Source organism: Arthrobacter sp. MMS18-M83 (assembly GCF_026683955.1).
Taxonomy (GTDB): Bacteria; Actinomycetota; Actinomycetes; order Actinomycetales; family Micrococcaceae; genus Arthrobacter.
Map to the genome: position 1 here is coordinate 1,528,178 of NZ_CP113343.1, position 21,149 is coordinate 1,549,326.

Consider the following 21,149-nt stretch of genomic DNA (forward strand, 5'->3'; position numbering starts at 1 on the left):
AAACCGGCATAATCGCGGGCGTCTGCTTGCACCTTTGAAGGGAACACCTATGGCTCGGAGCCCCGAAGAATCGCTCAAGGCGACTCTGGGCAGGGTGGCCCCCGGAACGCCGCTTCGCGACGGCCTGGAACGCATCCTCCGTGGGCGCACTGGTGCCCTGATTGTCTTGGGTACGGATCGGACCATCGAGTCAATCTGCTCCGGCGGCTTTGAAATCGGCATCGACTTCTCCCCGACGCGACTCCGTGAGCTCGCGAAGATGGACGGTGCCATCATTTGCGACAAGGACGCAGGGAACATCCTTCGCGCGGCAGTCCAGCTTGTGCCGGACTCCAGCATCGAGACGCAGGAATCAGGGACGCGTCACAGGACAGCCGAGCGCGTGGCCATCCAGACCGGGGTGCCGGTGATTTCGGTCAGCCAGTCCATGCAGATCATCGCCCTGTACGTCAACGGTCTCCGGCACGTGCTGGAGGGCTCCGAGAAAGTCCTCGCGCGCGCCAACCAGGCCCTCGCAACCCTTGAACGCTACAGCGCCCGATTGGACCAGGTCACCAGCGCCCTCTCGGCACTTGAGATCGAGGCCATGGTTACCGTCCGGGATGTGGCAGTCACCCTGCAGCGCCAGGAAATGGTCCGGCGCATCGCCGAGGAAATCGCACAGTATGTCCTGGAGCTGGGCGAGGACGGCAGGCTGCTCTCCCTGCAGTTGGAGGAGCTCACCATGGGCCGTGGCCCGGGCAGCGACGTCATCATCCGCGACTACGCCGGCGCCGATGCCTCACCGGAGGAGATCGATGCCGCCGTCCAGGCCCTCCTTGACCTTGGCCCCACTGAGCTGATTGACCTCGGCAAGATCGCGGGCATCATCGGTTTCGCCGGGGGCATGGATGTGCTCGACGCCGGTGTGCAGCCCCGCGGGTACCGCCTCCTGTCCGGGCTGAAGTCGGTTCCGAAGGCCGTCGCCGACCGTCTGGTGGAACACTTCGGGGGACTCCAGAACCTCATGGCGGCCACCATCGACGACCTCATGACCGTGGACGGTATCGGCGACCAGCGCGCCAGGACCGTCCGCGAAGGGCTCAGCCGCATGGCCGAGGCCAGCCTGCTGGACCGGTTCCTCTAACCTTTCAACCCTGCATCAGCCCAGCAACGCAGCTCAGCCCAGCTGGAAGACGGCCTTGGTGCTCGCTTTATTTCCCAGGACGGCCTTGAACGTGTACGTGCCATTGGCCGGTTTGGCCGAGACCGCCCCGCAGCCTTCCAGCGTCCTGTTGCGCTGCCAGGGGAAATTGGCCGTCTCGCTCTTGCCCGGATCAATCTGCTTCACGAGGTCTTCGCCCTTCGCTTGGCAGTCCTTCGAAGAGAAAATCCGGTCTTCGCCGCTCATCACCAGGAACTCCATCTGGGACGTCCCAACGTTGACCTGGCACGGAGCGGTTCCGCCGTTGGTGATCTTCATGCTCAGCACCGGGTTCTGCGCTGCCGCATAGGCGGGTTGGTCCGTGGATGCGGTAACCGTCACGAGGTTTAGGTCGCAGACCGGGGTCGGAGAGGGGGTCGTCGTGGCCACAATGGGATCCGCCGAAGGAATCTGGACCACGGGGGCCGCGCCGCTCGGATCGTTCTTGGACGCACCGGAATCAGCCTTGCCTGCAAGCGAAGAACTCATGGCTACGGCCCCAGCCACGAGCATCGCCAAGACCACCAGCAGGGCACCAAAAACTACAAGCCTCCGACGGCGGTAAACGGCGGGACTCGACCGGCGCCTTTGCGGCCGCGCTGCACTCCTGGAACGGTTAGCGCTTGCGGTCCGGGCAGTGCCTTTCGCCGGCGGCGACGTGCGCGCCCGTGGCGGTTGCTTGCCCTTGTTGACCATTCTTCTAGGCTAGGCAACACTGGGCCGGGATGGCGTCGCACCACGCCGCCGAGGCCTGATCGAAGCCAGTATGACGTCGGTCATCCTTGGCTGGCTCCACTACAGTGGATGGCAGGAATCGGCCGCCATCAGGGCTTGCCACGAACGCCGACGGGGATCCACATGCTATTGCCAAGCGCCGCTGAACTTGCCGGCACCCACCACCTTTCGGACTTACACCTGTCCATGGACCGTTGGTTCTCCGAGGTGGCCCGGGTGCTGCCGTGGCGGTCGCCGGACTGCAGCCCGTGGGGAATTCTGGTCAGCGAGGTGATGCTGCAGCAGACTCCGGTAGTTCGGGTCTTGCCGGTGTGGGAAGACTGGATGGAACGCTGGCCTGAGCCTGCGGATCTCGCGAGGGAGCCCTCGGGTGAGGCCGTGCGACATTGGGGCAGGCTCGGCTATCCCCGCCGCGCGCTCAGGCTGCACGCGGCCGCCGTCGCGATTGTGGAGGATCACGGCGGCAAGGTTCCGGACACGCATGGTGCGCTGCTGAGCCTTCCCGGCGTCGGCGATTACACAGCAGCGGCTGTGGCCGCTTTTGCGTTCGGGCGGCGCGAAACCGTGGTGGATACGAACATCCGGCGCGTGCATGCCCGGCTCGTTTCGGGATTGGCACTGCCGGCGCCGTCGCTCACGGCGTCCGAGATGCGCCTCGCCCAATCCCTCATGCCCGACGACGCCCGGCTCTCCGTCCGGTGGAACGCCTCCGTCATGGAACTCGGAGCGCTGGTATGCACGGCCCGCTCCCCCAAGTGCTCCGACTGCCCTGTCCGCGGGTCCTGCGCGTGGCTTGCGGCGGGCGAGCCCGCGCCGACGTACACACCCAAAGGCCAGGCCTGGCACGGCACAGATCGGCAGCTCCGGGGTGCTGTCATGGCCGTCTTGCGCGTGGCCGCTTCGCCCGTCGCGCGGGAACTGTTCGAGCGCCCCGCAGCCGACCTCGGCTTCGCGGCAGACGGCATAGCGGTTCCCTTGGCTGCCCTGCATCGCTTGAATTCGGCCCCGGAGCAGCTGGAACGGGCGCTTGAGGGACTCCTGCGCGACGGTCTGGCCGAAATGCACGACGCCGGGCTGCGGCTCCCGGCCTAAGGTTCCCTTGACGCTGCTTCCTTTACATCTGGGCTTTCGCTCACACGCGGGCCGGCTTGCGGGCTAGAAGGTAGGCCTGCGGGGTTTTTTCATGCTTGCCGTCTGGTTCGCGAAGCAGTTGTGCTTCCACAACAAGGCCTGCCTGACGTAGGAGTTCCGCGATGCGGCCCGGCGGCAAGCGGTAGGCATCGAGGTCGATCTCGTGGCCATAGGCGAAATCCAGGTGCCGGGGTTCATCTCCCGCCTGAAACGCCAGCAGGAGCAGGCCGCCGTCCCGGAGGGCCCGATGGAATTGGGCGAACACCGCGGGCAACCGAGCCGGCGGAGTATGGATAATCGAATACCAGGCGACAATGCCACCCAGCGCGCCGTCCGCCAGAGGCAGGGCCTCCATGGAGCCTTCATCAAACTGCAGGCCGGGGTGATCCCGGCGGGCTACCGCCACCATCTCCGGCGACAGGTCGATGCCGAAAGCCGTGAGGCCAAGCGAGTCCAAATGCGCCGTAATCCGTCCGGGGCCGCAACCAAGGTCCGCAACTACCCCTCCTCCATCCGCCTCTACGAGTTCCGCAAAGGTGCCGAGCATGGCCCGGTCAAACGGCTTCGAGGCTAGTTCGTTGCGCAGGAGTTCGGCGTAGTCGGAGGCTACCGTGTTGTACGCGGCGCGGGTGGCATGCACGTCCGCGGGTTCAGTCATGCCCAGTTCCGTCATGCCCAGTTCCGTCATGCCCAGAACCCTACTGCTTCTTCGCGCGCTGACCGAGAAAGACCTACCGACCCTATTCACGGCTATCGGAAGACCCGAGATTTTCGCTGGCGGCCGGGGTGGGGATATGGGGTGTATCGAGAGGACTTCGAGCAGTGGTCGGAATTCCTGAGGCAATGTTGCGTTGGCAGCAAAGCAACGTGTACGCCGTGTGCCTTTGATCAGAGGGCGACAGGGTTATTGGCACCACCACCCCCGGCGATTTCGACTTGGGAAATGAGTCTGCGCGAGGTCCCAGCGGAAGGTTGGATTTACGGCGCCTACAATCCGAGGGCATCGGGCCCTCGCGACGTGTCCTTTCGGGGATTACTCGCGTGCCATGTTGGAGGCGCAGCGGTACTTCAAGTGGTTGCGCTGGAACCTGGCCTGCCCGCTGCGCGGCGACGCGCTCCCACCGGCAGTCATTGTGCCTAACGTGTGTCGCTCGGCCGGCGAGCCCGATGGCCGACGCCCGAAGGAATGCCCGAACACGCCTAAGCCCTGATCTTGTCAGTTGCTCGCGGTATATGGGGCTATGCATTTCTCAGGGCGGCATCCATGAGAAGAAAGAACAATCCTGAGGCAAAGGCAACCGTGATGGCGACGACGAGCAGATTCCCGAACCAGTCCTTCAACCCACGACTTTCGAAGCGTTTCGCGCGCCGTTCCAGACGCTGACTGCCTGGGCCGTGGATGAACCCGACATACGCGCACCAGTCAAAGAGGGAGGACCAGCTCCGGAGGAGAAGGACCCCTGACATGACGACAGCGCCGAGCAGCACAACGACGAAGAAGAAACTGTAAGGGGGGTCGGCTTTGAAGAGTTCCATTGCCCGGCCGATGAGGTCAGGCAGTTCTCTCAAGATTCCCGGAGGTGCGGGGTGTGCCGCCGATGCCGCTTCGACTTTCTGACTGATGGATTCAATGCTGTTGCCACGCCAGCTCTGCGTGGATACACCGATCCAGGAGTAAATCGCGGCTGCCACGGCAATCACAACCTCAACGACGGTTCCCACGGCTTGCCAGCTCCAGAGACCAGAGGCCGACGTTCTGCGCACGGCGATGAACAAAGTGACCAAAAGCCCGCAGGCCATGCCGGCGGTGAACCACATCAGCGGCACGCGGAGCGTGAGGAACAATGCGCCGGCAATGAGCGCCCCTGCCACTACGGCCACTATCTCTGCATGCTGGTCTTCGTCGGATTTCGCTCGTTGAGGGGAGGAAATGCTCATGTTCTGATGAACGGTAGTCCGGGCGTCAACGATTTGGACGTGGCCATCGAAGCTATCCCCGGCCACAACGACTTGGTTGCCGTCCCGGTTCCGGGCATACACTTTCTCGGCTGTTTGATGTCCCTTCTCCGGGCGCTTCCACCGTGTTTTTCGTGTGAGGAGACCGATCAGCGCTGAGAACACCCATCCGATGGCCGCAGCCGTGACGCTGGAGAGCGTACCGCTCCAAAAACTATCCATTGAACGTCCTCATATCTGCTAGGTATCGATCTTCTATTTCAACTGGCGGATGGTTTTGATGTTGAGCGCGATTGTCGCGGTGAGGATCATGATGATTCCTCCAGCGAGGAAGGTTCCTCGGAGGAACCCGGCATCGGCGAGGGCTCCGAGCAGCACGGTTCCGACGGGCTGGAGCACCAGCCCCCCGGTCATGAGGAGGGACATGACCCGTGATTGCATGTCTTTGGGTGCTGCCCGTTGAACGACGGAGATGTAGTACGTCATCGCTGCGGCGTTCAGGATTCCGCCGATGGCCAGGGAGGCGACCGCGCCTGCAAAAGGGACGAACGGCAGGATGGTCAGGAAAGGGGCCTGGATGATGTTTAGCCACAGAACTGCCCTGACACTGCGCAGGGATTCGCTTTTCATGTAGGCGCTTGCTACCGATCCGATGACGGCGCCGGCTCCGTACCCGGAGAGCAGGATCCCCATGGACAGGCTTCCGCCGGACTGCTGCGCCAGAAGGGGCAGGCCCACGTAAAGCTGCCCGGCAGTGACAAGGTCGGTGACCGAATCAACGCAGAGCAGCGCAAGCAACCATGGGGTGGCGAGTGCATATCTCAGTCCGGCCATGGTGGATGCGAGCAGACCGGCGCGCTTCTGAAGGTCGGGTAGTTGGCCTTTTGTGGTTTTGCGGGCTGCAGCGAGGACGGATGCAGAGGTGAGCGCACCGAGAAGGAAGCTGGCGCTGTTGACGGCGATCGCCGCTGCAGCGCCGAGCAGGGCGACGGCGATACCGCCCAACAGAGCCCCGAAGAGTTGCGATGAACTTGTCACCGCGCCAAATACGCTGTTTCCCTTTTCGAAGTCCCTTTCCGCCAGGAGTTCCGGGGTGAGCGACCGCAGCGCGGGGCTGAAGACCCCGGAAATGATGCTGCTGCAGAAACTGATGCAGACAATCGCCGGATAGCTGTACCCGGCTTGCAGAAGGACAAGAAGGGCTATGGCACCTGAGAGGAAAAATCTTGCGAGGTCACATCCGAAGATGGTTTTCAACGCTCCGTACCGGTCTGCGATTGCCCCGCCGAAGACGGTGCCCGCGAGGGTTCCTAACAGTCCGGAGGAGGTGATGACAGAAACGCCGATGGCACCGTGCCCGCTGTTCAGCGCCCACATGGCAAGTGCGATCATCTGGAACGGGCCGGCGAACTTCGAGACTGCCTGCCCGCCCCAGGTGAAGTAGAACTGTTTCCACAGGGAGACCTCGACTCCCGCGTGTTCGGCAACCTCGGCGGTCGACATGAGTTTATGCCGCTGCTTGCTGGCGGCGCTTGTCCAACACGGTCTCTATGTGCTCGAACAGGCTATAAAGCGTTTCGCAGTGCACGGTCTTGCGTGAGAACCCGTCCTTTTCCGAGTAGCGGGTACTGATGCGCCCTCCGCCGCAGATGTCCAGAAACTTACAGCCGGAACATTCTTCCGGAACGAGCAGTTGCTGGTCCCGGCAGAGTTGGAAGAACTCATGATTGTAAAGATCATCGAAGGAATCGCGGTAGATGCTGAGCCCGAGCTCAGTCATTCCGTCGGCGCACGCCCGGAAGTTGTCTGTCGGCTGCATGGAACCATCCGTTTCGAGGACCGCAACGTTGACCGGCGCGAAGCCGAACTGGTCGCTGTAGCTCGGAAGTCCGGCGACGGCCCGGATGGCGTCCTGGAAGAACCGGATACTTACTTCGGCGTTGTCCTCCTGGATCCACGCATCGAAGATATCGATCACCAGGTCCTTGTGCGCGTAGCCGTCCAACGGAGCATCCAGCGGCTGGACGTAGTTGGCCTCCGGAAGGACAAGATTGATGGTCTTCACCCCCAGGCCACGAAGGTGCTCGTAGATCAGCTTGCCATTTTCGAAGGGGTTCAAGACGCTGATGGTCCCGACCTTGAGGCCTTTGTCGCCGAATTTTTGTGCAGACTTCAGTCCCCGGATTACCCTGTCGTAGGAGCCTCTTCCGGCAAGGTCGACTCTGGCTGAATCGTGGGCTTCACGGGTGCCGTCCAGGCTGATGCCGACGTTGACCGAGTATCTGGCCAGCAGCTCGGCCCACTCATCGTTAAGCGTGACGGCGTTGGTGGTGATCTTTCGGTGCGTGGTGATGCCGGCGGCGTCGATCTTGTCGAACTGCTCCATCATCCACAAATAGTCCTTCTTGGGCTGAAGAAGTGGCTCGCCGCCGTGGAGGGTCAGATGGATGTCGGAGATTCCGTTGGCGAGGCAGTGTTCGATGATCTTGGGAACTGCGTGTTCGATGGTCTTGCGCGGCATAAAGCGGGGCCGGTTCTCAAACGACGTATCCTGCCCGTGGTAGAAGTAGCAATACGAGCAGTTCAAATTGCACCACTCCACTGTCTTGATGATGAACGTGTCGATTCCGCTGCCTGCACCCATGGATTTCACCTTGCTAGTTGGATGTCCGGCCCGGGCGGAAGACTCTTCGACTCCCCCGCCGAGGCCGGACTAGGACTACTGCCGTGGAGGATTACTCGCTTGAGAACGCCCAGGCGGTGATCTTGTCGTTGGACTCGCCGAGTGCCTTGGTGATGATTTCCATGTGATGCTCCGTTTCTTCATTGATTTTGATGACTCGCCGAGGCCAGCCGCTTTGGTACCGGCATCTGACCCCGACCCAGGACAGCGCCCCGGGTCCGGGTCAACCTTCATCGCGTTCCGGCCACGAGTGGCCGCCCCCAAATCCAGCTCTGAAGACGCCTGCAAACAAATATTTGCATAGATTTATTTGCAGACCAAGCTTTGCAAAGGAATTTCCTTTGGAATGGTAAGTTGTGTCTCATGGACGTCTCTGGCATGGATCAAGAAAGCTTTGTCGCTGGCCAGCGACAGAGCCGGATCATGGGTTCGGCTTCCCTGAAAGCCCTCGCGCACCCGCTAAGGATCGAGATTCTGGAGGTGCTCACGGTCCAGGGATCCCAAAATTCCTCCAGCCTGGCCACACTCCTGGGCGAGTCCAGCGGAGTGACGAGCTATCACCTCCGTCAACTTGCCAAGCATGGATTCGTGCACGAAATCGAGGGCAAAGGCTCCTCCCGGGAACGCTGGTGGGAGCGTTCCCGGGGGTCGGTGGGGTTGGATACAGGCGAGAGCTCCGAGACGCCGGCCGACGACGAGACCGTTCGGATGGTCGCCAAAGAGTTCGCCCAACGGCGCACGGAAGCGCTGATGGACTTCCTCGACAATGCCTGGCAGGTCACCGACGGCGAATGGAAGGACGCCGGGGTCATCACGACCTTCAACCTGCGGATGACACCGGGGCAACTGGAAAAGCTCGCAACACGTGTCCGGGACCAGATCGCAGGTCTAGCCGCGGAACTGGACGAGGAAGGCGAGCAGGAAGGCTCCCGCCCGGTCCAAATACACTTCAACGCCTTCCCGCTGCTCCCCAACCAACAGCACCGAAATCAAGCCTGAGTCAGTACCCGACGATGCCAGCCACGGGCGCTCCGGTTTTTTGGGCGTCTGCAACGCCTTGTAGCGGCCTTGCGCCGTGAGGTCGCGGAGCTGCAACGGTCCGTAGATGTCTGTAACGATGTGCCTGCCAGTTGCCGAAATGGCGGTCCGGGAAGCCGCCGCAGGAATACGCTCAAATTATGCGAAGGTTGTGGGCCATAATCGCATTGATCACGACGGCGCTCGGTTCGGGATGCCAGCCTCAAGTGACCGTGTGCCCGGCAATTGCAATGGCCCCGGTGGTGTCCCTGACCATTGCCGCAGAGTACGCGCCCACCGTCAAAACCGTGCACTTGAAGGCGTGCCAGGACGGGAAATGCCGTGAGGCCGATTTGGAGATGCGCCCAGGCAGCGTGTCAGTTCCTCAATCCTGTAGTCCCGAACCCGAGGGGGCGTGCTCAGCCGTTTCGTCGCCGGATGGCACACGCTACGGTTTCCTGAACATGGGGACACTGACGGCGTCGCTCATCAATGCCGAGGTAACGGGTTCCGACGGCAACGGTGGGTCCCTGCCGGTCAGGACACTGGATTTCACGCCCAAGAGCGCCAAACCCTGGGGCGAACAGTGTCCCACTGTCATCACGGCAAGCCTGTTGCTGGACGCCAACGGTCTACGCCAGGCATGAGCCCCAGGACGCTCAAAACCGGCAGGAGCCACCTCTGCGCTCCTTTTCCTGGAGCCACCTCAGATCTCCCCGAAGCCCTGTTCCACGAGTCGCCGGACGTAATTCACGGCTTTCGACGCATCTTTGCCCCAAGCCTCGACCCTGAGCTTGCCGCCCTGACCCACGGCAAGGCTCATAAGTTCCATGATTGATGTGCCATCGACGCCGTTAACCGTTGCCTCGACGTCAAGGCCGGCCAATCCACCCGCAATTTTCGCCGCAGGCCTGGCGTGCATTCCCATGGGGTTGATGAGCTCGAATTCGTCGCTTTCCGCCGGCTCACCCCGGCCTTGGGATTGAGCCGACCCCGCGGCGTCAAAAGTGGGCTCCGGACCGAATCGAATCGATTCTGCAGCGGCCTTCACGCTGGCGGCCTCGGCCCCACCTTGGGTGGCCACGGCAGCGGCAACCAGGCCTTCCACCAAGGGGGCGTCGGCAAGGAGAACCCTGTCCGGCTCACTGCAGAACTCCACCGCTGACTCCGCCGTCATGACTGCGGAGCCAAGGTCCGTCAGCACCACCACCCCGTCCCCGGAAGCCTCCGCAAGTCCGGCCTCGAATGCGGCGATTGTTCTCTCCAGGTCAGTGCCAATCCGGCCATCATCCGTTCCACCCACCGCGTAGAACCTCACATTGGGGGCCATCTGTGCGGCCAATTCCACCGCGCCTTCCGCGATCTTCCGGCTGTGCGAGACCACCACCAAGGCCACCGTCATTCGGCGGCCCCCTCGGGGAACCCCGCGGCGGTGGCCGCTGCTCGCAGCAGCAGCGCCGAAGACGCAGCCCCGGGATCACGGTGGCCTGCGCTGCGTTCACCGAGGTAGCTTGCCCTGCCCTTGCGCGCCACCAGGGGATCTGTTGTCACGGCGCCAACCTCGGCAGCCTCGGCTGCAGCTGCCAGCACGGCCACGGCATCTCCGCCGGCCACTAGGACCTCATCCGCTGCTTCGACGGCCGGGGACCACGCATCCACCATTGTTTTATCGCCCAGTTCCGCCTTGCCTCGGGCGACAATTCCGTCACGGGCCGCGGTCAATGCTCCGGCGAGCGCCGCAGCGTCGATCTCCGAGCTCTCTCCGAGTGCCGTGGCTGCCCGAAGGTACGCGGTTCCGTACAACGGGCCGGCTGCCCCGCCCACCTTGGACATCAGGGCCATCGCCGCCAGCTTCAGTGCTGCCCCAGGTGTTTCCGGCGGAGTTTGGGCAAGCTTCTCCATGACGGCCTGGAATCCGCGGTCCATGTTTTCGCCGTGGTCCGAGTCGCCAATCGCACGGTCCAACGCAATTAGCTCCTCGCGATGCTCGGACATGAGCCGCGCGGAGAGCGTCAGCCATTGAACCGCCCAGTCGACCCCCAGACGCACAGTCACATCCCCCAACGCAGGGCCGGAGTGTGAACGGGCGCATCCCATAGTGCTGTCAGTTCGTCATCGAGCCGCAGCACCGATATGGAGCAGCCCTGCATCTCAAGAGACGTGACGTAGTTGCCCACCAGCGAGCGTTCCACTTTGGCTCCTCTTTCGGCGAGGATCTGGGCCGCCCGCCGGTAAACAATGTACAGCTCGCTGAGGGGGGTACCACCCATGCCGTTGACGAAGAGCAGCACTTCTTCCCCGGCTCTGATCGCCAGGTCGTCCAGGACGGGATCCAACAAACGGCCAGTGATGGCGTCGGCGCTCTCCATGGCGATCCGGTGCCTGCCAGGCTCACCGTGAATCCCTATTCCGATTTCAATTTCGTCGTCAGCAAGCTCAAAGCTAGGCACCCCGGCATGTGGGACGGTGCAGCCGGACAGGGCCACACCCATAGTGCGCACGTTGCGGACAACCCCTTCTGCCACTCCCGCGACGGCGTCCAGCGAATCCCCCCGTTCGGCGGCCGCTCCGGCAATCTTTTCCACCAGCACGGTGCCTCCCACGCCGCGCCGGCCCGCCGTGTACAGCGAATCCTCCACCGCGACGTCGTCATTGACGAGAACCGTGCGGACGCTGATTCCTTCGGCCTGGGCCATCTCCGCCGCTGTCTCGAAATTCAGGACGTCACCGGTGTAGTTCTTCACGATGTGCAAGACGCCGGCCCCCGAATCGACTGCCGCAGTGGCCGGAATGATCTGGTCAGGCGTGGGCGAGGTGAAGACGGCACCCGGCACGGCGGCGTCGAGCATTCCGTGCCCAACAAAACCGGCATGAAGTGGCTCATGGCCGCTCCCTCCTCCCGACACAAGCGCCACTTTGCCGGCCACGGGCGCACCTTTTCGGACGACGAAGATGGGATCCGTATGGACGTCCACGAGCTCGGCATGGGCCATGCCAAATCCCTCGACGGACTCGTCCACCACGGAACGGGGATCGTTGATGAGTTTTTTCATGACGTGCTCCTGGGGGTGGCTGGTAGGTGATTTGACCCTACTACCAGCGCCCCGGGCACGGTAGGGGAATGGTTCCGTATGTGGAAAGCTGCGAACCCGGAAACGCAGAAGGGACAGCCCCCAATGGCTGTCCCTTCTGAAACGTTCCGGTTTGCACCTTGTTGGTGGGCCGGCGTTAGTGCGCCCGCGTTAGTGCGGCGGCCCGCCAACCATCAATCGGCCGGTACTGGGGTCCTGGGCAGTTGCGCCCTTGGCCAACGAGTCCGGCCAGAGGTTCGTGCACGCTTCCCGCATGCAACCCCCGGTCCCCCGCTTGCGCGACTCCGATGCGGAGCCAGGGCGCGGCATGTCTATCTGGAAACCTGAAAAGTCCGGAAACATAACGTGGTACTTCATTTCTCGCCTCCACAGTATGGTTGGCTCGCCGCAACCGAGCCTCGACCAGTTTATCCATCAAGTTGATATACGTAAAGACTTGATGCCTAGGACATTACGGAACCCGCGAGAAATACCGGGGCTAGAGGAACTTGATCATGCGGGTGTTGCCCAGGGTGTTCGGCTTCACGCGCGCCAGATCGAGGAACTCGGCAACGCCTTCGTCATGGGAGCGGAGCAATTCCGAATAGACCTGGGGGTCCACTGCCGTTTGGTCCGCCATGACTTCGAATCCGTGGCGCTTGAAGAAGTCCACTTCGAACGTCAGGCAGAAAACCCGGGCAACGCCCAAGGCGCGCGCGTCCTCCAGCAGCTGCTGGACAAGGACGTGGCCCACGCCCTTGCCGCGCCAATTGTCGTCCGCCGCCAAGGTGCGCACCTCGGCCAGGTCCTCCCACATCACGTGCAGAGCGCCGCAACCGATTACCTCACCGTCGGACGACTCGGCAATCCGGAACTCCTGAAGGCTTTCGTAGTAGGCCACGGTTTCCTTGGCCATCAGGATTCGTTGCTCTGCCAGCGGCGCCACAAGCCTTTTGATCGCGGCAACATCACCGGTACGGGCAGGGCGGATACTGAACGTCGAAGTCACAGCCCAATCTTACGAGGCGAGGGGGGCCGGGACGGTTACCCCCGCGTTCGGGGCGACTTTCCGCACCAGCCTCCGAGCCGGAGGCGCCTATATCCCCAGTTCCTCAGGAACGGGGACGTCTTGCCCCAATACCTGCTTAGCCAAGAAGTGCTCCACCACGCCGTACCAGACCTTGGCGTGCTGTGGCTGCAGGATCCAATGGTTCTCGTCCGGGAAATACAAGAAACGGTGTTGGGTCTCGCCGTTGTCGTCGGCAGGCAGCCCGGAACTGGAGAGCAGTTCGTACCAAAGCCTCAGGCCTTCGCCGATAGGCACCCGATAATCCTTGTCGCCGTGGATCACCAGCATAGGCGTATTGATCTTTCCAACATGGAGATGGGGCGAATTCTCCATAGCCATCTCTGCGGTCATTTCCTTGAGCCAATACTGCGAAGCGTCCGTGGTGGGGCCGAACTGGTCCAGGGCCCACAAACTGGCGTGCGTCACGATCGCTTTGAAACGGTCCGTCTGTCCGGCCACCCAGTTGGCCATGTATCCGCCGAACGACCCACCCATCGCGGCAGTCCGCGTCTGGTCAATCTCGGGCCGCTGGATCACCGCGTCAGTGATAGCCATGAGGTCCGTAAACGGAGCCTTGCCCCACTCACCCCAGCCGCGCTGGATGTATTTTTGCCCATACCCGGTGGACAATGCGGGGTCGGGCAACAGTACGGCGTACCCCTTCGACACGAGCAACCAGGGGTTCCACCGCCAGGTCCAGGCATTCCATGAGCCCAGGGGTCCCCCGTGGATCCACAGCAGCAGGGGCGCCGGATTCGCCTCCGAGGCCCCTTCCGGCAGCGCCAGGTAGGCCGGAACCCGCGATCCGTCCGCCGCGGCCGTCTCCACCCGCTCCAACGAACCCTTGATCTTGGGGCGCTGGGCCGGCGCTGGGAGGCGCTCCACTTCCCCCGTCACGAGGTCGATCCGCACGGCTTCCGCCGGGAACTCGTAAGAGCTGCGCAGCGCGAAGGCGCTCAGCCCGTCCGGGGAAACCACGACGTCGGTGTACGCCGACGCGTCCTGCGTCACCTGGGTGACGGTACCGTCAGCGACGCTGGCCCGGAAGACAGGGGCGGCGCCGTCGTCGTCGGCTGTGACGAGGAGCGAGCGCGCATCGGGAAGCCATGCAGCGGGACTTCCCCAGCGGTCCCAACCGGGCGCGAGCGGCTCAAGGTCAAGGGTTTCTCCGCTTGCGACGTTCAAAACGTGGAGCTTGACCTGGGGCGCCTCCCCGGGGGTGCTGTCACTTTCACTGACGACCGCGATCCTGCTGTTGTCAGGGCTGACCGGGCCCGGGAAATAGCTCATCCCCTCATGGTCCAAAAGCACCTTGAGGGAGCCAGAGGCGACGTCGACGGCGGCGAGGACAAAGCGCGTATCGGCCTTCGCGAGCGGCTTGGCCAGGCTCGTGTAGATCGTGTTGCCGTCGGGGCTGACCACCGCGCGGGTGTTGCGGAGGTTGCCGCCGACGTCGGGAGTCAGATTGCGCAGCTTCAGGGGCGCAGTAGCGTCCACGGTCGCGGGCTTTCCGGACTCAGCCACGTCCCCGTTTTCCACGGCAAACAGCCTGGGCTGAGCTGGGCCCAGATCGGCGTCCCAGTAGCGAACCGGGTAGCCGGTGTGCAGAATGGCCGCCACCTTGTTGTCCTTGCGGCTCTTGCGCCGTTCCTCATCATTTTCCTCATCGGTGGAACCGGCCAGGACCGAGGCGGTCACGAAAGTGGCATCAGCGGCTGACGCGGCCATAACGCCCCCAACGCCACCCGCGCGGGAGTGCACCACCCGGGCCTCCCCGCCGTCTGCCGGGAGGAGCCACAAAGCGCTCACAGGATCGGCCTCAGGGCTGTCCGGGTCGGGGCGGGCCGAAGTGAAGTAGAGGTCACCGTTGGCGGCAAACACCGCGCCGGTCTCGCCTTTGGCGCTGCGCGTGATGCGGCGCGCATGCCTCTTCCCCGCAGGATCGAGTTCCCAAAGAGCCGTCACGTATTCCGTTCCCTTGGCGTTGAGGGTGGAAACCGTGGTGACCAGGCGGCTTCCGTCCGGGCTAAGGGCCAAGCCGCCAACCCGGGGGATGGCCAGGTAATGGTCGAGATCGTGGAAAGGAGTTTCGGGTTGTGTGCTCGGGGTCTCTGAGGCATTCGAATCCATGCTCCGATTCAACACGCAATGTGGGCCAGATCACAGAAGGTTCACTGAGAGTGAAACAGTGCTTTCAGATATTACGGGGGTTTACTCAAAGCCCGTTCGAACCTCGGAGTTCGGGAACGCAAAAGCCCCGTCCATTCCTTTCGGAACGGACGGGGCTTTTGAGTCGGAACTTAGGCGCTCGGAGCGATTTCCGGGATGCGCGGTTTGGCATTGCCTGCGAACGTGAACTTGGCGTCGTCTCCTTCGCCGTCCACGTCGACCACCACTATGTCGCCCGTGTGCAGTTCGCCGAAGAGGATCTTCTCGGAGAGCTGGTCCTCGATCTCGCGCTGGATGGTGCGGCGCAGAGGCCGGGCACCCATGGCGGGATCGTAGCCACGTGTGGCCAGGAGCACCTTGGCGGCCGTGGTGAGTTCGATACCCATGTCCTTGTCCTTGAGGCGTGCCTCGAGGCGCGTGACGAACAGGTCGACGATCTCGATGATCTCGTCCTGCGTGAGCTGCGGGAACACCACGACGTCGTCAACGCGGTTGAGGAACTCGGGGCGGAAGTGCTGCTTGAGCTCTTCCGTGACCCGTGCCCGCATCCGGTTGTAGCCGGTGGTCGTGTCCGTGCCGGACTGGAAGCCGGTCGCCACGCTCTTGGAGATATCGCGCGTTCCCAGGTTCGTGGTCATGATGATCACGGTGTTCTTGAAGTCCACCACGCGGCCCTGGGAGTCGGTCAGGCGACCATCTTCCAGGATCTGCAGCAGCGAGTTGAAGAGATCGGCGTGGGCCTTCTCCACTTCATCGAACAGCACCACGGAGAACGGACGACGGCGGACCTTCTCGGTCAGCTGCCCGCCCTCTTCGTAGCCGACGTAGCCCGGAGGGGCCCCGAAGAGACGCGAGACCGTGTGCTTCTCGGAGTATTCGGACATGTCCAGCGTGATGAGGGCATCCTCTTCACCAAACAGGAATTCGGCGAGGGCCTTGGCGAGTTCGGTCTTGCCGACGCCGGTCGGGCCGGCGAAGATGAACGAACCGCCCGGACGCTTGGGGTCCTTGAGGCCTGCACGGGTGCGGCGGATGGCCTGGGAGAGGGCACGGATGGCCTCGTCCTGGCCAACGACGCGCTTGTGCAGCTCGTCTTCCATCTTCAGCAGGCGCGAGGACTCTTCTTCGGTGAGCTTGAAGACCGGGATGCCGGTTGAGTTCGCGAGAACTTCGGCAATCAGGTCTTCGTCTACCTCGGAGATATCGTCCATGCCGCCGGACTTCCAGTTGCGTTCCTTTTCGGCACGCTCGGCAATGAGCTTCTGCTCCTTGTCGCGCAGCGAGGCGGCGCCTTCGAAGTCCTGGGCGTCGATGGCCGATTCCTTCTCCATCTTCACTGCGGCGATTCGCTCATCCATTGCCTTGAGCTCCGGCGGAGCCGTCATGCGGCGAATACGGAGGCGCGCACCGGCTTCGTCGATCAGGTCGATCGCCTTGTCCGGCAGGAAGCGGTCCGAAATGTAGCGCTCGGCCAGCGTTGCCGCCGAAGCAAGGGCGCCGTCGGTGATCGTCACGCGGTGGTGCGCTTCGTAGCGGTCACGCAGGCCCTTGAGGATCTCGATCGCATGCGCGACGGAAGGCTCCTTGACCTGGATCGGCTGGAAGCGGCGCTCCAGGGCGGCATCCTTCTCGATGTGCTTACGGTACTCATCCAGGGTGGTGGCACCGATGGTCTGGAGTTCACCACGGGCAAGCATCGGCTTGAGGATCGACGCGGCATCGATGGCACCCTCTGCCGCACCGGCGCCCACGAGGGTGTGGATCTCGTCGATGAAGAGGATGATGTCGCCGCGGGTGCGGATTTCCTTGAGGACCTTTTTCAGCCGCTCTTCGAAGTCACCGCGGTAGCGGGAACCAGCCACCAGGGAACCGAGGTCGAGCGTGTAAAGCTGCTTGTCCTTGATGGTTTCCGGGACGTCCCCGCGGACGATCGCCTGGGCGAGGCCTTCGACGACAGCGGTCTTGCCGACGCCGGGCTCGCCGATCAGGACGGGGTTGTTCTTGGTGCGGCGGGAGAGGACCTGCATGACGCGTTCCATCTCCAGCTCGCGGCCGATCACCGGATCAAGCTTGTTTTCGCGCGCGGCCTGCGTGAGGTTGCGGCCGAACTGGTCCAGCACCACCGAACCGGCAGGAGTGCCTTCCTGCTGGCCAGGTCCCGAGCCAGGGCCTGCGGCTTCCTTACCCTGGTAGCCGGAGAGCAGCTGGATGACCTGCTGGCGGACCCGGTTGAGGTCCGCGCCAAGCTTGACGAGCACCTGCGCGGCAACGCCTTCGCCCTCACGGATGAGGCCCAGCAGGATGTGCTCGGTGCCGATGTAGTTGTGGCCGAGCTGCAGGGCTTCGCGGAGCGAAAGCTCAAGTACCTTCTTGGCGCGCGGGGTGAAGGGGATGTGACCGGACGGGGCTTGCTGGCCCTGGCCGATGATCTCCTGTACCTGCTCGCGGACGCCATCGAGCGAAATGCTCAGGGACTCAAGCGCCTTGGCGGCAACGCCTTCACCCTCGTGGATCAGACCCAAGAGGATGTGCTCGGTACCGATGTAGTTGTGGTTGAGCATGCGTGCCTCTTCTTGGGCAAGCACAACAACGCGACGGGCACGGTCCGTAAATCTCTCAAACATTTCGCCACACTCCTAGCTACGACGTACTTTGATGCTACGTGGCAACGCAGGAATTTTGGGGCGTGTTCGCCACAGGGGAAACATGGGCGCACCGGGAATAAGTTCACTCACGCCATGGAGCGTCGTTGGCGCGGCTTTGGTGGACTAAACACCATGCTCTACGGCGAAGCGGGGCTTCCCCCTCCCGCCGTCGCGGGCCGCCTACCCGCCGTCGTTGTACTCAGCGAACACCGTGGCTTCATACCCGACATTCACAGCCTGCCCCATGCCTTCCGGTGAATAGAGCAAGCTGGTCAGTCAAACTGATACCGGCAGCCGGACGAAACGGGTGGGGAAAATGACAATACCCCGGCCGCAAGGCCGGGGTATTGATACTTCGTGTCAGGAATTGGCCTTCTGGTACGCTTCCTGAATTTCGGCCTGAATGCGGCCACGGCTGTTTACGGTATAACCGTTCTCACGTGCCCATTGACGGATCTGTGCGGAGTCCTGGTTTCTTCCTGCGGCAACGCGGCTGCGCGTTGCACGACCGGTCGAAGTTTTACGCGCTTTGGCTACAAACGGCCCGAGAGCTTCCCGCAGCTTGCCAGCGTTGGCGCTGGACAGGTCCATTTCGTAACTGACTCCGTCAAGGCCGAAACGGACAGTTTCATCCGCGGCGCCCTCATCCAGGTCGTCAACGAGGATAATTTTGACTTTCTGTGCCATGAAAAGACTCTCTTTTGGAGGGGGCCGGATATGCAGAATAGCTGAACTGCTAATTAAACATTATCGTCCAGGGCATGGCACATCGTCAAAGCCTCTATTAAATCTTGGGGAGCGGACCCGGAAAGAGCTATTTGGCAGGCGTTGAACCGTCGCCCGCCGGGTTCGCAATTCCGAAACCGGCTTCTTCCTGGGCTCGTGCTTCTGCTTGGCGCTCTGATTTGTCCGCGTTGAAGATAGCCTTCATCGCAAACCAAAAGAGAAGGCCGACAACAACGGACGGCGCAAGAACGGCAATGTATTCCATAGTCAGTGCCCTTCGGGCTTGAGGAGTGGGAACAAGATGGTTTCCCGGATGCCTGCTCCGGTGAATAGCATGACCAAGCGGTCGATGCCCAGGCCTATGCCGCCCATGGGCGGAGCACCGTACTCAAGGGCTCTGAGGAAGTCCTCGTCCAACTGCATGGCCTCGACGTCGCCGGCGGCCGAGCGGCGTGACTGCTCAGTGAGCCGTTCGCGCTGGATGACGGGGTCGATCAGCTCTGAGAAGGCGGTGCCGCGTTCCATGCCACCGATGATGAGGTCCCAAGCCTCGATCAGGCGGCCGTCTTCCCGGTGCGGGCGGGCAAGGGGCTGCGCGGAGGGCGGGTAGTTGTAGACGAAGGTGGGATTGAGCAGCGTGGGCTCGACGATCTCGCCGAACAGTTCGACCACCAGCTTTTCGGCATCCCACTTGGGATCCACCTTGACTTCGTGCTTGGCGGCAATCGCCAGCAGTTCCGCCACCGTGGTCTCAGGCGTGATCTCTTCGCCAATCGCCTCGGAGAGCCCTGGGTAGACGGCAACCCAGGCCCATTCGCCGTCGAGGTCGATCTCTCCGGCGTCCGTCTGGATGGTTCGGGTACCCACGACGTCGGCGACGTTGAGGATGATTTCCTTCATCCGCTCGGCCATGACGAACTGGTCTGCCCAAGCCTCGTAGCATTCCAAAGTGGTGAATTCCGGGCTGTGGGTGGAGTCGACACCTTCGTTACGGAAGACGCGCCCCATGTCGTAAACGCGGTCAATTCCGCCCACTACGGCACGCTTGAGGAAGAGCTCGGTGGCGATGCGCAACGTCATCTTCTGGTCGAAGGCATTCATGTGGGTTTCGAACGGACGGGCCGTAGCACCACCGTGGATGAGCTGCAGGATGGGCGTCTCCACCTCGACATAGCCGCGGCGGTCCAAGGTGTCGCGCACCGAACGGGTAATCGCTGCACGGGTGTAGACCATCTCCCGGGCTTCATCGCGGACCATCAGGTCCACGTAGCGCTGCCTGACGCGGGTCTCCTCATTGAGTTCAGCATGCAGCACCGGCAGCGGGCGCAATGCCTTGGAAGCCATGGACCAAGAGTCGGCCATGACGGACAGCTCGCCGCGGCGGGATGAAATGACCTCGCCCTTGATGAAAACGTGGTCTCCGAGGTCCACCAGCGCCTTCCAGTCCGCGAGGGTCTCCTCGCCGACGTTCGCCAGGCTGAGCATGGCCTGCAGACGTACGGCCTTCCCGTCTACCCCGCCTTCCTGGAGGGTGGCGAAGCAGAGCTTGCCGGTATTGCGCACGAACACTACCCGGCCAGTGATGCCCACGGTGTCGCCGGTGGTCTCGTCAGCCTGGAGATGCGCGTACTTCTCGCGGATCTCGGCGAGGGAATGCGTCCGCTCGACACCCACCGGGTAGGCCTCGGCACCGCGTTCGATCAGCTTGCTGCGCTTTTCCATGCGGATACGCATCTGTTCGCTGGCGTCGGCGGGCTCGGCGGCGTTGTGCGGGGCTGGGGTGTTTGCGGAAGTCACAATCCCCAAGTTTACCGGGGATTCCTTGGAGTTCCCTACCCTCGCCCACGGCGACCGGCGACATAGACTCGGGCCTTGGAGACATGGACAGTTGAGACGGACGACGACGGCGGTCACCTTGAGGTGCACTCCTTCCGTCCCGGGGCCGCGGCCTCCATTCCCGGCGCGCCGAGCGCGGCTGAGGGAGCCGGCGTCGTACTTGTCCACGGCACCTTGGTGACCGATTCCCTCTACTGGCCATTCGCCAGGAACCTCAGTGTCCTCCTTGGCCGGCCGGTGCATTCCTACAACCGGCGCGGCCGCGGCCGCTCGGCGCCGCAGCCGCCCGACTACTCTGCCGCGACCGAGACCAACGACCTTCTTGCCGTGATGGAGGCCAGTGGCTCCACGGATGTTGTTGGGCACAGCTATGGCGGATTCGTGGCACTCCAGGCAGCCCTGCGAGCACCCATGTCACGGCTCGTCACTTACGACGCGGCAGTTTCCCTGTCCGGCAGCCTGAATGGGCGCTGGCGTCCGCAACTGGAAGAAGCCGTCACAGCTGGCCAGCTTGACCATGCATGGGCGCATTTGGTCCAGGGGCTTGCTACCGCCGGTCCGATTTCCTATTTACCGCTGGGAGCGCTGCGGGCACTCAGCATCCTCTCCGCCAAGACCAGGTTGGGATCCGAGATGAGGGAACTGTTGCCGACGGCGGTGTCCGAGATGCGCGCGATCATCCAGGCCGACTCGCACATCCAAGACTATGCGGCGATGAAAACGCCGACCCTGATGCTTAGTGGCGGCTGGAGCCCGTCCTACTTTGCCGAAACCGGCCGGCTGCTCGCCGCCGCCATCCCGGTGGTGGACTTCGCGATAGTCCCCCTGCAGTTCCATGAGGGTCCCCTCCGGCCGGGGAGGCAGCTCGCGGTGAGGATCGCCCGCTACCTCGCCAAGGCCCCGGGGACGCCGACTGCGGCACCCTAGG

At 62.9% G+C, this 21,149-nt stretch carries 19 protein-coding genes; 5 read left to right on the top strand and 14 right to left on the bottom strand.

Features of this window, described 5'->3' with window-relative positions; all coding sequences use genetic code 11:
* The first annotated feature begins 49 nt into the window (after positions 1-49).
* Complete coding sequence (gene disA, locus OW521_RS07205; protein ID WP_184740662.1) at positions 50-1,126, top strand: DNA integrity scanning diadenylate cyclase DisA; 1,077 nt, start codon at positions 50-52, stop codon at positions 1,124-1,126.
* Positions 1,127-1,159: 33 nt separating this feature from the next.
* Here the strand turns inward: disA and OW521_RS07210 are convergent, their stop codons facing one another.
* Positions 1,160-1,672: a hypothetical protein gene (locus OW521_RS07210; protein WP_326494010.1), complete on the bottom strand. Its 513-nt coding sequence runs from the start codon at positions 1,670-1,672 to the stop codon at positions 1,160-1,162.
* Positions 1,673-2,041: 369 nt separating this feature from the next.
* Here OW521_RS07210 and OW521_RS07215 point away from each other — a divergent pair, with 369 nt between their 5' ends.
* Entirely contained in the window at positions 2,042-3,010 is a 969-nt protein-coding gene (locus OW521_RS07215; RefSeq protein WP_326494011.1) for an A/G-specific adenine glycosylase, read from the top strand.
* A 40-nt stretch (positions 3,011-3,050) separates the two neighbouring features.
* On the opposite strand, the gene OW521_RS07220 is transcribed toward OW521_RS07215, so the two are convergent.
* From OW521_RS07220 to OW521_RS07235, 4 genes are all read right to left on the bottom strand, one after another.
* Positions 3,051-3,707, bottom strand: a complete 657-nt coding sequence (locus OW521_RS07220; protein WP_268024124.1) for a class I SAM-dependent DNA methyltransferase — start codon at positions 3,705-3,707, stop codon at positions 3,051-3,053.
* 581 nt (positions 3,708-4,288) lie between these two features.
* Entirely contained in the window at positions 4,289-5,227 is a 939-nt protein-coding gene (locus OW521_RS07225; protein WP_268024126.1) for a hypothetical protein, read from the bottom strand.
* Positions 5,228-5,260: 33 nt separating this feature from the next.
* Positions 5,261-6,508 carry an MFS transporter gene (locus OW521_RS07230; protein ID WP_268024128.1) on the bottom strand — a complete coding sequence of 416 codons (1,248 nt, stop codon included), beginning with the start codon at positions 6,506-6,508 and terminating at the stop codon, positions 5,261-5,263.
* 4 nt (positions 6,509-6,512) lie between these two features.
* Positions 6,513-7,649, bottom strand: coding sequence for a radical SAM protein (locus OW521_RS07235; RefSeq protein ID WP_268024129.1), 1,137 nt, complete (start codon positions 7,647-7,649; stop codon positions 6,513-6,515).
* 417 nt (positions 7,650-8,066) lie between these two features.
* On the opposite strand from OW521_RS07235, the gene OW521_RS07240 reads away from it, so the two are divergent.
* Positions 8,067-8,687, top strand: a complete 621-nt coding sequence (locus OW521_RS07240) for a winged helix-turn-helix domain-containing protein (RefSeq protein WP_268024130.1) — start codon at positions 8,067-8,069, stop codon at positions 8,685-8,687.
* A gap of 281 nt (positions 8,688-8,968) precedes the next feature.
* Positions 8,969-9,352, top strand: coding sequence for a hypothetical protein (locus tag OW521_RS07245; RefSeq protein WP_326494012.1), 384 nt, complete (start codon positions 8,969-8,971; stop codon positions 9,350-9,352).
* A gap of 59 nt (positions 9,353-9,411) precedes the next feature.
* On the opposite strand, the gene dhaM is transcribed toward OW521_RS07245, so the two are convergent.
* From dhaM to lysS, 9 genes are all read right to left on the bottom strand, one after another.
* On the bottom strand, positions 9,412-10,107 hold the full coding sequence (gene dhaM / locus OW521_RS07250; protein WP_268024132.1) for a dihydroxyacetone kinase phosphoryl donor subunit DhaM: 696 nt from the start codon (positions 10,105-10,107) through the stop codon (positions 9,412-9,414).
* Complete coding sequence (gene dhaL / locus OW521_RS07255; RefSeq protein WP_268025732.1) at positions 10,104-10,754, bottom strand: dihydroxyacetone kinase subunit DhaL; 651 nt, start codon at positions 10,752-10,754, stop codon at positions 10,104-10,106. Before dhaL ends, dhaM begins: the two co-directional genes overlap by 4 nt.
* 2 nt (positions 10,755-10,756) lie before the next feature.
* On the bottom strand, positions 10,757-11,758 hold the full coding sequence (gene dhaK, locus OW521_RS07260; RefSeq protein ID WP_268024133.1) for a dihydroxyacetone kinase subunit DhaK: 1,002 nt from the start codon (positions 11,756-11,758) through the stop codon (positions 10,757-10,759).
* A 517-nt stretch (positions 11,759-12,275) separates the two neighbouring features.
* Entirely contained in the window at positions 12,276-12,785 is a 510-nt protein-coding gene (locus OW521_RS07265) for an amino-acid N-acetyltransferase (RefSeq protein WP_265980666.1), read from the bottom strand.
* An 87-nt stretch (positions 12,786-12,872) separates the two neighbouring features.
* Positions 12,873-14,975, bottom strand: coding sequence for a S9 family peptidase (locus OW521_RS07270; RefSeq protein WP_268024134.1), 2,103 nt, complete (start codon positions 14,973-14,975; stop codon positions 12,873-12,875).
* A gap of 170 nt (positions 14,976-15,145) precedes the next feature.
* Positions 15,146-17,638, bottom strand: coding sequence for an ATP-dependent Clp protease ATP-binding subunit (locus OW521_RS07275; RefSeq protein WP_268024136.1), 2,493 nt, complete (start codon positions 17,636-17,638; stop codon positions 15,146-15,148).
* A 381-nt stretch (positions 17,639-18,019) separates the two neighbouring features.
* Positions 18,020-18,346, bottom strand: a complete 327-nt coding sequence (locus tag OW521_RS07280; RefSeq protein ID WP_268024138.1) for a histone-like nucleoid-structuring protein Lsr2 — start codon at positions 18,344-18,346, stop codon at positions 18,020-18,022.
* 127 nt (positions 18,347-18,473) lie between these two features.
* Complete coding sequence (locus tag OW521_RS07285) at positions 18,474-18,650, bottom strand: hypothetical protein (protein WP_268024139.1); 177 nt, start codon at positions 18,648-18,650, stop codon at positions 18,474-18,476.
* Between the two features lie 2 nt (positions 18,651-18,652).
* A complete protein-coding gene (gene lysS, locus OW521_RS07290; protein WP_268024140.1) occupies positions 18,653-20,182 on the bottom strand; it encodes a lysine--tRNA ligase in 1,530 nt (509 codons plus the stop codon).
* Between the two features lie 75 nt (positions 20,183-20,257).
* Between lysS and OW521_RS07295 the strand changes: the two genes are divergently transcribed.
* Positions 20,258-21,148: an alpha/beta fold hydrolase gene (locus OW521_RS07295; RefSeq protein WP_268024142.1), complete on the top strand. Its 891-nt coding sequence runs from the start codon at positions 20,258-20,260 to the stop codon at positions 21,146-21,148.
* The last annotated feature ends 1 nt before the right edge of the window (position 21,149 follow it).

Excerpts from the sequence above, each read along its gene's own strand:
- disA (WP_184740662.1), top strand. The coding sequence starts at position 50 with ATGGCTCGGAGCCCCGAAGAATCGCTCAAGGCGACTCTGGGCAGGGTG.
- OW521_RS07210 (WP_326494010.1), bottom strand. The coding sequence starts at position 1,672 with ATGAGTTCTTCGCTTGCAGGCAAGGCTGATTCCGGTGCGTCCAAGAAC.
- OW521_RS07215 (WP_326494011.1), top strand. The coding sequence starts at position 2,042 with ATGCTATTGCCAAGCGCCGCTGAACTTGCCGGCACCCACCACCTTTCG.
- OW521_RS07220 (WP_268024124.1), bottom strand. The coding sequence starts at position 3,707 with ATGACTGAACCCGCGGACGTGCATGCCACCCGCGCCGCGTACAACACG.
- OW521_RS07225 (WP_268024126.1), bottom strand. The coding sequence starts at position 5,227 with ATGGATAGTTTTTGGAGCGGTACGCTCTCCAGCGTCACGGCTGCGGCC.
- OW521_RS07230 (WP_268024128.1), bottom strand. The coding sequence starts at position 6,508 with ATGTCGACCGCCGAGGTTGCCGAACACGCGGGAGTCGAGGTCTCCCTG.
- OW521_RS07235 (WP_268024129.1), bottom strand. The coding sequence starts at position 7,649 with ATGGGTGCAGGCAGCGGAATCGACACGTTCATCATCAAGACAGTGGAG.
- OW521_RS07240 (WP_268024130.1), top strand. The coding sequence starts at position 8,067 with ATGGATCAAGAAAGCTTTGTCGCTGGCCAGCGACAGAGCCGGATCATG.
- dhaM (WP_268024132.1), bottom strand. The coding sequence starts at position 10,107 with ATGACGGTGGCCTTGGTGGTGGTCTCGCACAGCCGGAAGATCGCGGAA.
- dhaK (WP_268024133.1), bottom strand. The coding sequence starts at position 11,758 with ATGAAAAAACTCATCAACGATCCCCGTTCCGTGGTGGACGAGTCCGTC.
- OW521_RS07270 (WP_268024134.1), bottom strand. The coding sequence starts at position 14,975 with ATGGATTCGAATGCCTCAGAGACCCCGAGCACACAACCCGAAACTCCT.
- OW521_RS07275 (WP_268024136.1), bottom strand. The coding sequence starts at position 17,638 with ATGTTTGAGAGATTTACGGACCGTGCCCGTCGCGTTGTTGTGCTTGCC.
- OW521_RS07280 (WP_268024138.1), bottom strand. The coding sequence starts at position 18,346 with ATGGCACAGAAAGTCAAAATTATCCTCGTTGACGACCTGGATGAGGGC.
- OW521_RS07285 (WP_268024139.1), bottom strand. The coding sequence starts at position 18,650 with ATGGAATACATTGCCGTTCTTGCGCCGTCCGTTGTTGTCGGCCTTCTC.